The sequence below is a fragment of the Rhodococcus sp. W8901 genome, from assembly GCF_013348805.1.
Taxonomy (GTDB): Bacteria; Actinomycetota; Actinomycetes; order Mycobacteriales; family Mycobacteriaceae; genus Prescottella.
The window spans coordinates 4,605,035-4,617,598 of sequence record NZ_CP054690.1 but is presented as its reverse complement, the minus strand read 5'-3'; the positions used below and the strand labels follow the sequence as shown (position 1 = coordinate 4,617,598).

Annotated in this window: 13 protein-coding genes and 1 pseudogene; 12 read left to right on the top strand and 2 right to left on the bottom strand. The window is 69.3% G+C overall.

Features of this window, described 5'->3' with window-relative positions; all coding sequences use genetic code 11:
* Nucleotides 1-20: 20 nt before the first annotated feature.
* From mshA to HUN07_RS21550, 7 genes and pseudogenes are all read left to right on the top strand, one after another.
* Complete coding sequence (gene mshA / locus HUN07_RS21580; RefSeq protein ID WP_114718687.1) at nt 21-1,358, top strand: D-inositol-3-phosphate glycosyltransferase; 1,338 nt, start codon at nt 21-23, stop codon at nt 1,356-1,358.
* On the top strand, nt 1,355-1,897 hold the full coding sequence (locus tag HUN07_RS21575; protein ID WP_114718688.1) for a YbjN domain-containing protein: 543 nt from the start codon (nt 1,355-1,357) through the stop codon (nt 1,895-1,897). The genes mshA and HUN07_RS21575 overlap by 4 nt, the downstream gene beginning before the upstream one ends.
* A 424-nt stretch (nt 1,898-2,321) precedes the next feature.
* Nucleotides 2,322-2,651, top strand: a complete 330-nt coding sequence (locus HUN07_RS21570; RefSeq protein ID WP_114718689.1) for a transglycosylase family protein — start codon at nt 2,322-2,324, stop codon at nt 2,649-2,651.
* Between the two features lie 234 nt (nt 2,652-2,885).
* Nucleotides 2,886-3,434 (top strand): annotated as a pseudogene (locus tag HUN07_RS27125) (AMP-binding protein); the annotation flags it as partial.
* A gap of 273 nt (nt 3,435-3,707) precedes the next feature.
* On the top strand, nt 3,708-4,463 hold the full coding sequence (locus HUN07_RS27120) for a phosphoglyceromutase (RefSeq protein WP_174914940.1): 756 nt from the start codon (nt 3,708-3,710) through the stop codon (nt 4,461-4,463).
* 173 nt (nt 4,464-4,636) lie between these two features.
* Nucleotides 4,637-5,842 (top strand): sensor histidine kinase, encoded by a 1,206-nt coding sequence (locus HUN07_RS21555; protein WP_114718691.1) that lies wholly within the window; start codon nt 4,637-4,639, stop codon nt 5,840-5,842.
* Between the two features lie 31 nt (nt 5,843-5,873).
* Complete coding sequence (locus tag HUN07_RS21550) at nt 5,874-6,563, top strand: response regulator transcription factor (RefSeq protein WP_174912641.1); 690 nt, start codon at nt 5,874-5,876, stop codon at nt 6,561-6,563.
* An 85-nt stretch (nt 6,564-6,648) separates the two neighbouring features.
* Here the strand turns inward: HUN07_RS21550 and HUN07_RS21545 are convergent, their stop codons facing one another.
* Entirely contained in the window at nt 6,649-7,560 is a 912-nt protein-coding gene (locus HUN07_RS21545) for a hypothetical protein (RefSeq protein WP_254622627.1), read from the bottom strand.
* On the opposite strand from HUN07_RS21545, the gene HUN07_RS21540 reads away from it, so the two are divergent.
* From HUN07_RS21540 to HUN07_RS21530, 3 genes are read left to right on the top strand one after another with little or no spacing between them, the layout of a single operon-like run.
* On the top strand, nt 7,498-8,451 hold the full coding sequence (locus HUN07_RS21540; RefSeq protein WP_114718693.1) for a Ppx/GppA phosphatase family protein: 954 nt from the start codon (nt 7,498-7,500) through the stop codon (nt 8,449-8,451). The two genes, HUN07_RS21545 and HUN07_RS21540, sit on opposite strands and share 63 nt — an antisense overlap.
* A complete protein-coding gene (locus HUN07_RS21535; RefSeq protein WP_174912638.1) occupies nt 8,448-9,572 on the top strand; it encodes a hypothetical protein in 1,125 nt (374 codons plus the stop codon). The genes HUN07_RS21540 and HUN07_RS21535 overlap by 4 nt, the downstream gene beginning before the upstream one ends.
* Nucleotides 9,573-9,611: 39 nt before the next feature.
* The gene (locus tag HUN07_RS21530) at nt 9,612-10,457 is read left to right on the top strand and encodes a sugar phosphate isomerase/epimerase family protein (RefSeq protein ID WP_174912636.1); all 846 of its coding nucleotides are present in this window, start codon (nt 9,612-9,614) and stop codon (nt 10,455-10,457) included.
* Nucleotides 10,458-10,470: 13 nt separating this feature from the next.
* On the opposite strand, the gene HUN07_RS21525 is transcribed toward HUN07_RS21530, so the two are convergent.
* Nucleotides 10,471-10,887 (bottom strand): hypothetical protein, encoded by a 417-nt coding sequence (locus HUN07_RS21525; protein ID WP_174912633.1) that lies wholly within the window; start codon nt 10,885-10,887, stop codon nt 10,471-10,473.
* 122 nt (nt 10,888-11,009) lie between these two features.
* On the opposite strand from HUN07_RS21525, the gene HUN07_RS21520 reads away from it, so the two are divergent.
* Nucleotides 11,010-11,669 carry a MerR family transcriptional regulator gene (locus HUN07_RS21520; protein ID WP_114718697.1) on the top strand — a complete coding sequence of 220 codons (660 nt, stop codon included), beginning with the start codon at nt 11,010-11,012 and terminating at the stop codon, nt 11,667-11,669.
* Between the two features lie 14 nt (nt 11,670-11,683).
* Complete coding sequence (locus HUN07_RS21515) at nt 11,684-12,550, top strand: thioesterase family protein (protein ID WP_174914935.1); 867 nt, start codon at nt 11,684-11,686, stop codon at nt 12,548-12,550.
* The last annotated feature ends 14 nt before the right edge of the window (nt 12,551-12,564 follow it).

Sequence of the window (12,564 nt, the reverse complement as noted above, 5' to 3'; positions counted from 1 at the left end):
CGACAGGGCAGTATGGACGCGTGACACCCAAGCACAGCAGCGCGGGACCCAAGCGGGTCGCCGTTCTCTCGGTACACACGTCGCCGCTGGCACAGCCTGGCACCGGCGACGCGGGCGGAATGAACGTGTACGTGCTGCAGACTGCGATCCAGCTCGCGCGTCGTGGCGTGGAGGTCGACATCTTCACACGGGCGACGTCGTCGGCCGCTCCGGTGGTGCAGGACGCCGCGCCCGGTGTCCGCGTCCGCAACGTCGCTGCCGGCCCGTACGAGGGGCTCGACAAGCACGAGCTGCCCACGCAGCTGTGCGCGTTCGCGGCGGGGGTGCTGCGCGAGGAGGTGCGGCACGAGCCCGGCTACTACGACCTGGTGCACTCGCACTACTGGCTGTCCGGGCAGGTCGGATGGCTGGCTCGCGACCGGTGGGGCGTGCCGCTGGTGCACACCGCGCACACTCTCGCGGCGGTGAAGAACGCCTCGCTCGCCGACGGCGACACCCCCGAGCCGGCGGCCCGGCAGATCGGTGAGCAGCAGGTGGTGGCGGAGGCCGACCGGCTGATCGCGAACACCGCCGACGAGGCCGCGCAGCTCGCCTCGATCTACCGGGCGTCCCCGGACAAGGTCGACGTGGTCGCCCCGGGCGCCGATTTGTCGCGCTACCGGCCCGGCGACCGCCTGGCGGCCCGCGCCGCACTCGGACTCGACCCCGCCGAGACGATCGTGACGTTCGTCGGACGCATCCAGCCGCTCAAGGCCCCCGACGTCCTGCTGCGCGCCGCCGCCGAGGTCATCGCCCGCGAGCCGGACCTGCCGCTGCGGGTACTGGTGGTGGGCGGGCCGTCCGGCACGGGCCTCGAACGCCCCGATTCGCTGATCGAACTGGCCGAGGCGCTGGGCGTCCGGGCACGCGTGACCTTCATGCCGCCGCAGCCGCCGGACCGGCTGGCCGACGTGTACCGGGCATCGAATCTGGTTGCGGTGCCTAGCTATTCGGAGTCGTTCGGTCTGGTCGCGATCGAGGCCCAGGCCTGCGGGACGCCGGTGATCGCCGCCGACGTCGGCGGTCTGGGTGTCGCGGTCCGCAACCGTGAGACCGGTCTGCTGGTCAACGGTCACCGGACCGACGACTGGGCGTCGGCGCTGCAGTCCTTGGTGACCGTGCCCGACCTGTTGGACGAGCTGGCGGCGCGCGCGCCCCGGCACGCCGAGAACTTCTCGTGGGAGCACACCGCCGATGGGCTGCTCGCGAGCTACCGCGCCGCGCGTGCGATGTACGACCGGATCGAGGGCGGCGAGTTCTCGCCGCGCAGGTCGCGCGGGCTGTGGAAACTGCGTCGGACGAGTGGGGTGCGGGCATGAGTGAACTGGAACGGACGGCGGAGATCATCGATGCCGCGCTGAAGGAGCGCGAACTCGACTACAGCCGCCAGGGCGAGAACCAGTTCATCGTGGAGTTGCCCGGCGAACACAAGCTCAAGACGACGACCCTGCTCACGGTCGGCAACCACGGCGTGCGCGTCGAGGCCTTCGTGTGCCGCAAGCCGGACGAGAACTTCGAGGGCGTCTACAAGTACCTGCTGCGCCGTAACCGCAGGCTGTACGGGGTGCACTACACGATCGACAAGATCGGCGACATCTATCTGGTGGGCCGCATCTCCTCCCATGCGGTCAACGGCGACGAGTTGGACCGCGTCCTCGGCCAGGTCCTCGAGGCCGCCGACGGCGACTTCAACGTCCTGCTCGAACTCGGGTTCGCGACCTCGATCAGGCGGGAGTGGGCCTGGCGCGTGTCGCGGGGCGAGTCGCTCGCGAACCTGCAGCCGTTCAAGCACCTCGTGGAGGAGCAGGACTCTGCCGCGAACGGTCCCGGCTGGGGCGTCGACCCCGGGTCTCGCTGACGTAGCGCGAGGCCTCCCAGCCGTTATCCGGTCGAGATTTCGTGACCCCGTTCACCGATTTCGTGTGATCTGGATCACATTACGGATATGCAACGATGCGGGTAGTCATTCCCGATTCATGGCGGTTGAACTGCCACTTTTACCAGCTCATGGACCTTTTTGCGTACGGGCGTCTCACAAAATCGACCCGTGACCTTTCCGTGATCGGTGCCTACGGTTGTAACCAGCACGAGACGAACGAACTCGAGCAAGCAACACCGAGCAAGACACGTGAGACACCGACCCGCCGCCGCTGACTCTGCCCCGCGGGATCGGAACGAAAAGACCTTCGAGGGGCAGAGGCGAGGCCATCCAGAGCCCGGATCGATCAATCGGATCGTCCGACGGCCGCCTCGCCAGCAACATGGAGAGGATCCACCCCCCAATGGCAAAGTTCAACGTCAAGCGCACCCTCGGCACCGTCGCCGCCACCGCCGCCCTCGTCGCCGCCCCGTTCGCGATGAGCGCCGGTACCGCCAACGCCGCGTCCGGCAACTGGGACGCCGTCGCGCAGTGCGAGAGCAGCGGCAACTGGGCCGCGAACACCGGCAACGGCTTCTACGGCGGCCTGCAGTTCACGCAGAGCACCTGGAACTCCTTCGGTGGTTCGGGCATGGCTCATCAGAACTCCCGCGAGGAGCAGATCCGCGTCGCCGAGAAGGTTCTGGCCGGTCAGGGCCGCGGTGCATGGCCGGTGTGCGGTCAGTACCTCTGAGCCTGACGGCTCGCCGGGGTTGATCGCCCCCGAGAATCGCTGAAGGGACCCTTCGAGCGCCACGAGCGCACGAAGGGTCCCTTCGTCCGTTTTGTCGGTAGGGTCGGGGTCACTTGTGACTGGCGTCATAGTTTCTCCTCCGGGATCGACGACGAGCACCTGATCGTCCTCGACGGCGCCGACGGCCATCCGTCGCTGCGGGACCTGCTCACCGCCGGCGCCCCACCGCCGCAGGTGTCGTTCGACCCGGCCACACACCTGGCGGTGCTGCCGTACTCGTCGGGCACCACCGGCCGGCCCAAGGGCGTCATGCTCACGCACCGGAACCTCGTGGCCAACGTGTGCCAGATCCATCCACGGATGGGCATCTCCGCAGAGGACAAGATCCTCGCGGTGCTGCCGTTCTTCCACATCTACGGCATGACCGTGCTGCTCAACGCGGCCCTGTACGAGCGCGCGAGCCTGGTCACGATGCCGAGGTTCGACCTGGTGGAGTTCCTGCGGATCGTCGCCGAACAGAAGTGCACCTACATCTTTGTCGCGCCGCCCGTGGCGGTCGCGCTCGCCAAGCATCCGCTGGTGGACCAGTACGACCTGTCGAGCGTCCACACCATCTTCTCGGGTGCCGCGCCGCTCGACGAGGAACTCGGCAAGGCCGTCGCGAACTGGCTGTCGTGCCGGGTCCGGCAGGGCTACGGCATGTCGGAGATGAGCCCGGTGTCCCACGCCATCCCGTTCGACCGCGACGACATCGTCCTGAGCTCGGTGGGCCCGACCATCGCGAACATGGAGTGCGTCGCGGGGGAGCAGTGTCCGGTGCAAGTGGCCGACGAGCGACGCGACGGTCGGGTTCTCGCCCCGGCGTCCCGGACGGCCGTCGGGGCGGACCACCACCGCTGCCAGTGTCCGGCCCGTCCCGTCCCGTACACCTCGGCGAAGCGGCCGTCGCCGCCGATCCGCACGTCGAACTCACCGTCGGCGCCGCGGACCATCGGTGGTGGCGGAATCGGGGCCGAGTCGACGGCTCGCGCGACGGCGAAAAGGCGTCATGCCAGGATTGACGGCATGAGTACCGGAACACTTGTGCTGCTCCGCCACGGCGAGAGCGAATGGAACGCGCTGAACCTGTTCACCGGCTGGGTGGACGTGCACCTCACCGACAAGGGCATGGCCGAGGGCAAGCGTGCCGGTGAACTGCTCGCCGAGCACAACCTGCTCCCGGACGTCCTCTACACGTCGCTGCTGCGCCGCGCGATCAGCACCGCGAACCTCGCGCTCGACGCGTGCGACCGCCACTGGATCCCCGTCGTGCGCGACTGGCGTCTCAACGAGCGCCACTACGGCGCTCTGCAGGGCAAGAACAAGGCCCAGACCAAGGCCGAGTTCGGCGAGGACCAGTTCATGCTGTGGCGTCGTAGCTACGACACCCCGCCGCCCGCGATCGAGGCCGGCAGCGAGTACAGCCAGGACCAGGACGCGCGCTACGCCGACCTGCCCGAGGTTCCGCTGACCGAGTGCCTGCTCGACGTCGTCAAGCGCCTCATCCCGTACTGGGACGAGACCATCGCGGCCGACCTGAAGGCGGGCAAGACCGTCCTGGTCACCGCGCACGGCAACTCGCTGCGCGCCCTCGTCAAGCACCTCGACGGCATCTCCGACGAGGACATCGCGGGCCTGAACATCCCCACCGGCATCCCGCTGCGCTACGACCTGGACGAGAACCTCGAGCCGCTGAACCCGGGTGGCACCTACCTCGACCCGGCCGCCGCCGCTGCCGGCGCCGCGGCCGTCGCGAACCAGGGCGCCAAGTAGCCCCTGCGTAGTCGTTTGACCGAGGCCCCCGCCACTTCCGGAACGGAAGCGGCGGGGGCCTTTCGCAAACTCCGGGTGAACGGGTCGGAAACTCCAGCTCACGGGCCTGTGACGTGCGAGAAAACCGTCACACCCGGCTTCGGCGGCCGGTCTGCCGAACGTACGATTCACGTGTGACTGTTGTTCAGGCCGTAATGCTGGCCGTCGCGACCGCCATCGCCGGTTGCATCGTAGGCGGCGTGGTGGTTCCCCGGCTCGGCTCCCGTCACGCCCGGCGACAGCAAGCCCAGGCCGGGCTGACCATGTCGCAGGTCCTCGACCTCATCGTTCTCACCTCCGAGAGCGGCATCGCCGTCGTCGACAAGTTCAACGACGTCGTGCTGTTCAACCCGCGTGCCGAGGAACTCGGGCTGGTCCGCAACCGGATGATCGACGACCGCGCGTGGGTCGCGGCCACCGAGGTGTTCGAGACCGGCGAGGCCGTCGACATGGACCTCACGACCCGCACCACCCAGCGCGGTCGCGCCAAGATGGCCGTGCGCGGCGTCGCGCGGTTGCTGAGCGAGGAGGACCGCCGCTTCGTCGTGGTGTTCGCCGACGACGACTCGGAACAGGTCCGCATGGAGGCCACCCGCCGCGACTTCGTCGCGAACGTCAGCCACGAACTCAAGACGCCGGTCGGCGCCATGGGGCTGCTCGCGGAGGCACTACTCGAGTCGGCCGACGACCCCGACTCGGTGCGCTACTTCGGGCAACGCGTCCTGAGCGAATCCGCGCGGCTCGGCAACATGGTCACCGAACTGATCGCGCTTTCGCGGCTGCAGGGCGCCGAGAAGCTGCCCGACCTCGACGTGGTCGACGTCGACGACGTCATCGCCGAGGCGCTGCGCCGGTCCACCGTCGCCGCCGAGGCCGCCGAGATCACGGTTCATACCGACGCCCCCAGCGGGCTCGAGGTGATGGGGGACCGCACCCTCCTCGTGACGGCGCTGTCCAACCTCGTCGAGAACGCCATCGCGTACTCGCCGAAGGGCACCGCGGTGTCGGTCAGCCGCTCGGTACGCGGCGACAACGTGGCTGTCTCCGTCACCGACCGCGGCATCGGCATCGCCAAGGAGGATCAGGAGCGTGTCTTCGAACGCTTCTTCCGCGTCGACAAGGCCCGCTCCCGGGCCACCGGCGGCACCGGGTTGGGGCTGGCGATCGTCAAGCACGTCGCCGCCAACCACAACGGTGCGATCGACCTGTGGAGCCGGCCCGGCACCGGATCGACCTTCACACTGCAGATTCCCGCACACTTCGAGTCCGTGCCCGCCGACGCCCTCGAGCCCGGCGACACCCGCAAACCCGCAATGATCGAGAAGAAAGCCGCGTCGTGAATCGACGCGGCACAAGTCTGGAGGCCAACCGTTGACGAGTGTGCTGATCGTGGAGGACGAGGAGTCGCTGGCCGACCCGCTGGCGTTCCTGCTGCGCAAGGAAGGCTTCGAAACCACCGTCGTCGGTGACGGGCCGTCCGCGCTGGCCGAGTTCGAGCGCTCCGGCGCCGACATCGTCCTGCTCGACGTCATGCTGCCCGGCATGAGCGGAACCGACGTGTGCAAGCAGTTGCGCGCCAAGTCGTCGGTCCCGGTCATCATGGTCACCGCCCGTGACAGCGAGATCGACAAGGTGGTCGGGCTCGAACTCGGCGCCGACGACTACGTCACCAAGCCGTACTCGGCCCGAGAGCTGATCGCCCGAATCCGGGCCGTGCTGCGCCGTGGTACCGACGCGGAGGCCGACGCCGGCCCCGACGACGGTGTGCTCGAGGCCGGTCCGGTGCGGATGGACGTCGAACGGCACCTGGTCCACGTGGCCGGTGAACCGGTGGCGTTGCCGCTCAAGGAGTTCGACCTGCTCGAATACCTGCTGCGCAATTCGGGCCGGGTCCTCACCCGCGGACAGCTGATCGACCGGGTGTGGGGCGCCGACTACGTGGGCGACACCAAGACCCTCGACGTCCACGTCAAGCGTCTGCGCGCCAAGATCGAGGCCGACCCCGGCAAGCCGCAGCACCTGGTGACGGTCCGCGGACTCGGCTACAAGCTCGAGGAGTGATCCTGCGGCCCGCATGACGGCCGAATGTCACATCCGTTCAGTGGGACTGAACCGATGTGACATTCGGCCGGAAGGCCGGTACGTGTCAGGCCTTCTTCTGCTGCGCCGCGGTGGTCGCGGGATGGATCGCGATCAGGCCCAGGCCCTCGCGACGCCGGCACAGCGACGCCAGTTCGTCGTAAGCGGCCTTGCCGAGCAGTTCGGTGAGCTCCGGTGCGTACGACTGCCACACCGGCCTGGCGCCGACGTGGGCGTCGGGGGACCCCGAGCAGTACCACGCCAGGTCCTCGCCGCCCTCGCCCCAACCGCGTCGGTCGTACTCGGTGACGGTGGTCTCGAGGATCTGCTCGCCGTCCGGCCGGTCGACCCACTCCTGGGTCCGGCGGATCGGCAGCTGCCAGCACACGTCGGGCTTCACCTCGAGCGGCTCGATGCCCTTGCGCAGCGCCATCTTGTGCAGCGCGCACCCGATGCCGCCCTCGAAGCCCGGACGGTTGAGGAAAATGCAGGCGCCCTTGTAGCGGCGGGTCCGCAGCGCCGGCTCGTCCTCGAGGTCGTCCTCCTCGACGTAACCCTTCTTGCCGAGGCCCTTCTCCATGAACTGCCAGTCCTCCGGTGTGAGCATCCTCACGGAGGCGTCGAGCTTGTCCTTGTCCTCCTGGTCGGACAGGAAGGCGCCGTGCGAGCAGCACCCGTCGTCCGGGCGGCCCGCCACCGTGCCCTGGCACGCCGGGCTGCCGAAGACGCAGGTCCAGCGGGAAAGGAGCCACGTCAGGTCGGCTTTGATGGTGTGTTCGGAGTTTTCTGGGTCGACGAACTGCACCCATTCGCGGGGGAAGTCCAGATCCACTTCTGGTGCGGGCACCAACTTGTCGGAGCCCGTGGTGCTGCCTGCTGTCACAGTGCCCGACGGTAGACCCAGTACCGTAACCGTGTGCGCCTTGGGGTACTCGATGTCGGAAGCAACACCGTCCACCTGCTCGTGGTGGACGCTCATCGTGGTGGGCACCCCACGCCGATGAGCTCCACGAAAGCGACTCTGCGGCTTGCCGAGAACACCGACGACCGTGGAGACATCACGGCCGTCGGTGCCGACCGGTTGGTCACGACAGTCAACGATTTCGCGGGTATCGCCAGGTCGTCGGGCTGCGGTGAGCTGATGGCCTTCGCGACGTCCGCGGTGCGCGACGCCAACAACTCGGAGGCGGTCCTGTCCCGGGTGCGTGCCGAGACCGGCGTGAGCCTCGAGGTTCTCTCGGGTGTCGACGAGGCCAGGCTGACGTTCCTGGCGGTGCGGCGCTGGTACGGGTGGAGCGCCGGGCGCATCCTCAACATCGACATCGGCGGCGGCTCGCTCGAGCTGACATGCGGCGGTGACGAAGATCCCGATACCGCGTTCTCGCTCCAGTTGGGTGCCGGACGGCTGACCCGCGACTGGCTGCAGGAGGACCCGCCCGGCAAGCGCCGCGTCGCGGTGCTGCGCGACTGGCTCGACGCCGAACTGGTCGCCCCGGCCAAGCAGCTGCGCGCGGGCGGCGAGCCCGACCGCTGCGTCGGCACGTCCAAGACGTTCCGGTCACTGGCCCGACTCACCGGTGCCGCGCCGTCCGCCGCAGGTCCGCGCGTCACACGGACGCTCACATCGAGCGGCCTGCGCCAGCTGATCGCCTTCATATCGCGGATGACCGCGTCGGACCGTGCAGAATTGGAGGGCGTGAGTTCCGACCGCTCCCAGCAGATCGTGGCCGGAGCTCTCGTTGCGGAGGCCAGCATGCGCGCGCTCGGGGTCGACACGCTCGAAATTTGCCCGTGGGCACTGCGTGAGGGTCTGATTCTTCGCAAGCTCGATACGGACATGGGTGGAGAACTGGTGGTGAGCGCTCGATGACGGAGCCCGAAGGTGACAGCCAAGCAATCTCGGTTGCGGAGCTGTTGGCCCGTAACGGCCAGCGAGTCGGTGCCGGTGGTGGCGGCCGACGACGTCGCGGCGTCAAGGGCGGCATCTCCGTCGCTGAACTGACCGGCGAGTTCCCGGCGGTCCGCAATGGGCGCACGGCCGGCGAGTCCGACGACGATCCCGAGACCCCGGCTGCTGCGCAGATCCCGGCGCCGGAGGTGCCGGCGAAGGCGACCGCGGCCCCGGAGCCGGTGAAGGCGGCCGAGACTCCGGTCCCGGCGAGGCCCGAGGCTCCTGCAGCGCCCAAGGCGGCTCGGATTGCCCCGGCCCCCCCAACGCCTCGAGCCCCCAAGGCTCCCGAAGCACCCAAGGCTCCCGCGAGACCCGCTGCAACCGCCGAGGCACCGGCCCCCGCGCCGGAGTCGGATGCGACGGCCGTGTTCACCCTCGCCGACGCCGACGCGCAGGACAAGCGCGATGCCCGGGCCGATGCGAAGGCGTCCGCGAACAGCGCGGCGAAGGGAGCGGCGGCCAAGGCCGACGACGCGCCCACCGTCGTCGCGCCGGCCGTGAAGGACGACGGGCCGACCGGGAGGGGAACGAACGCCGGCTGGCGATCCGTGGCGTCGACGACGGTGATCGAGTCGGGCCCGGCCCCCGCGCGCGGCGGGGCGCCCGAGCCCAGGCTGCTGTCGGGGCAGACCCTCGCCGGCGACCTGATGCGTCAGGGGAACGAGCGTGCCGCCGCCGAGACGGACGGCGACGTGGACTCGGACGCCGATCTCGAGAACAACGAGAATCTCGGGGACTTCGGGGATCTCGAGGACCTCGACGACGAGCCCGAGGCCAGCGGAGCCAAGCAGTGGGCGGTGTTGCTCGGACAGGGTGCGGTCGCCTTGGTCGCCGGCGCGCTGATGTTCAAGGGCTTCGAGAAGCTGTGGGACATGCTGCCGATGGTGGCGCTGGTGCTCGCGGTCCTGGTGATCGTCGGCCTGGTCGCGATGGTGCGGATCCTGCGCCGGACGGACGACATCACGAGCCTGGTGATCGCGGTCGTCGCGGGTGTGTTCGTCACCCTGGGCCCACTCGCCTTCCTGCTCGGCACGAGCTGACCGGACGCCGGCGAAGGGTACGTCGTGGGGAGACCAGCAATGCCGGATCGGAAGATCCTCGTCGGGTTGTCCACGGCCTCGGTGTACCCCGAGAACACCGAGGCCGCGTTCCGGTATGCGGCCGAGGTCGGCTACGACGGCGTCGAGTTGATGGTGTGGGCCGAATCGGTCAGCCAGGACGTCTCGGCGGTCCAGCGGCTGGTCCGCAAGTACGCGGTGCCCGTTCAGGCGGTGCACGTGCCGTGCCTGCTGATCTCGCAGCGCGTGTGGGGCGCCGACCCCATCGCGAAGCTGGACCGCTCGGTCGCGACCGCGGAGGCGCTGGGTGCGTCGAACGTGGTGGTGCACCCGCCGTTCCGGTGGCAGCGCCGCTACGCCGACGGTTTCGCAGACCAGGTGGCGGGTCTCGAAGAGAAGACCGGCGCTGTGGTGGCGGTGGAGAACATGTTCCCGATGCGCGCCGACAGCTTCTTCGGCGGCCGGGAGAAGTCGGCCCAGCGGCTGCGTCGACGCGGGGGGCCGGGTGCGGCGCTGTCCGCGTTCAGCCCGTCGTACGACCCCACCGACTCCGATCACCGGCACTACACGCTGGACCTGTCCCACACCGCGACCGCGGGCATGGATGCGCTGGATCTCGCGAACCGGATGGGCAGCGGTCTGGCCCACCTGCACCTGGCCGACGGGCGCGGCGCGTCGATCGACGAGCACCTCATTCCCGGGCACGGCAGCCAGCCCTGCGTCGAAGTGTGCCGACATCTCGTCGACAGCGGGTTCGCCGGGCAGGCCGTCATCGAGATCAACACCCAGAACGCCCGCACCCGGTCCGAGCGTGCGTCGATGCTGGGGCAGGCGCTGAGCTTCGCGCGCGAACACCTGCGCCGCTGATCCCGCCCCCGGTCTACAGCGCAGAGACCCCCGCACTGATCACGGTGATCCCCGAGATCACCAGCCCGACCGCGAGACACGCGGCGCCGACCCAGATCGACGCGAGCATCGGGCCCGGTTTCGCGGGGTCGCGTCCGAGGACGGACAGGAAGAACCCGGCGGGAATGAAGATCGCCGACGCCAGCACGGCGATCGCGCCGGTCGCGGCCCAGCCGGGACTCACATCGACCACCGTGGTCAGGGTGGCGAGCACGAGACCGAGGGTGACGAGGACGCCGGCGTGGGCGTGCCCTGCCCGGAAGAAACTCTTCTGTAGGTCGTTGGCGCCCTGATGTCCGGTGAGGATGCGGAGCAGGAACGCGCCGCCGGACGCGATGCCGACCACCGTGAGCACGGTGACGCCGACGACGATCGTGAGAACGGGATCCATGGTGAGTTCCTCGTGTGCGGTAGGCTCGAACCCGAAATTGGATAGTTGAGCTATCCAGTACGAGTTCATCGTCGACCCGATGACGGTGGGTGTCAATAGTCGGCACGGGCAGGAGCGGTGGGATGCGGGTCTCCGAACTGGTCTCCGCCAGCGGCGTGCCCCTCGCGACCGTCAAGTACTACCTGCGCGAGGGCCTGCTCATGCCCGGGGAGGCGAGCAGCGCGACGCAGGCCGAGTACGGCGAGCAGCACGTGCGGCGGCTCGCGCTCATCAAGGCACTCGCCGGCGTCGGGTTGCCGCTGGGCAAGATCCGCACCGTCGTCCGCCTCGTCGACCAGCCCGCCGACACGGTCTTCGACACCGTCGGACGCGCGCTCGCCGCGCTGCCGCCGTATCCGGTCGAATCGGCCGAGCAGTCGAACGACTACCCTCGCGCGCGGGCCGTGCTCGAACGCCTCGGCCAGGTCTACGAACCCTCGTATCCCGCTGTCGCGCAACTGGACCGGGCCCTCGCGGCCGCCGAGGACGTCGGCATCCCGATGACCGACGAACGCCTCGACGCGTACGGCCGGCACATCCGCGGGATCGCCGAGGTCGACCTCGAACTGATGCCTACCGACTCCGTCGAATCCGCGGTGGAGTACGCGGTCCTCGGCACCGCGATCTACGAACCCGTCCTCGCCGCACTGCGCCGGCTCGCACATCAGGACATCGGTGCCGCGAGCTTCGCGGGCCGCACCTTCGACGACTTCACCGACCCCCACAGACAGGACGAGCAGTGACTTCCGACAACGCAGTGTCCGCCCACCCGTTCCGGGATCTGACCGCCGTCACCCCGCAGGGCGGTGGTCCCGATGGTGTCGCCGGCCGGTACGGCGCCCACATCGACCCGATCTGGACCATCGGACCCAAGGTGCACGGCGGCTGCATGATGGCGCTGTGCGCGGCCGCCGCACGGCGCGAGCTGATCCGCACGGCGCCAGGTGGGATGCCCGTCGACCCGGCCGTCCAGCCACTGGCCGTCAGCGCCAACTACCTCGCCGCCCCGGACCCGGGCGACGTCGATCTCGTGGCGACCGTGCGCAAGCGGGGACGGCAGGTCTCGCTGGTCGACGTCGAGCTGTCGCAGGCCGGTCGGCCCGCGGTGCACGCGGCGGTGACGCTGGGTGTGCCGGACGCGGGGGAGCCGCACTACGCCGAGGTGCAGTCGCTCGCGCAACTGCCGGCCGAGCCGACAACCGAGGCGCACGTGCTCTCGAAGGACCATCCGATGGCCCAGATCGTGCACGTCTCGCAGGGCTGCGATCTGCGCGTAGACGGGTCGTCGGCCCACTTCCTCAGCGGGAAGCAGGGCGAGCCGCAGGTTCGCATGTGGGCGCGGCCGTGGGCTGCCGACGAGGAGGACCCGGCCACCGCGGCGATGTTCGCGATCATGACCGGTGACATCTGCGCGCCGGTGACGATGAACCGCGGGATGTTCGGGTGGGCGCCCACCGTCCAGCTGACGACGTACCTGCGCCGACAGCCGGCCCCCGGCTGGTTGCGGGTGATGGCGAGCTCGACGGTGCTGGGCGACACGTGGTTCGAGGAGGATCACACCGTGCTCGACTCCACCGGCGCCGTCGTGGTGCAGAGCCGTCAGCTGGCCATGATTCCCCGCTGACCGCTCACCCGGGG

Excerpts from the sequence above, each read along its gene's own strand:
- HUN07_RS21535 (WP_174912638.1), top strand. The coding sequence starts at position 8,448 with ATGACGGAGCCCGAAGGTGACAGCCAAGCAATCTCGGTTGCGGAGCTG.
- HUN07_RS21530 (WP_174912636.1), top strand. The coding sequence starts at position 9,612 with ATGCCGGATCGGAAGATCCTCGTCGGGTTGTCCACGGCCTCGGTGTAC.
- HUN07_RS21575 (WP_114718688.1), top strand. The coding sequence starts at position 1,355 with ATGAGTGAACTGGAACGGACGGCGGAGATCATCGATGCCGCGCTGAAG.
- HUN07_RS21520 (WP_114718697.1), top strand. The coding sequence starts at position 11,010 with ATGCGGGTCTCCGAACTGGTCTCCGCCAGCGGCGTGCCCCTCGCGACC.
- HUN07_RS21545 (WP_254622627.1), bottom strand. The coding sequence starts at position 7,560 with ATGAGCGTCCACCACGAGCAGGTGGACGGTGTTGCTTCCGACATCGAG.
- HUN07_RS21525 (WP_174912633.1), bottom strand. The coding sequence starts at position 10,887 with ATGGATCCCGTTCTCACGATCGTCGTCGGCGTCACCGTGCTCACGGTG.
- HUN07_RS21570 (WP_114718689.1), top strand. The coding sequence starts at position 2,322 with ATGGCAAAGTTCAACGTCAAGCGCACCCTCGGCACCGTCGCCGCCACC.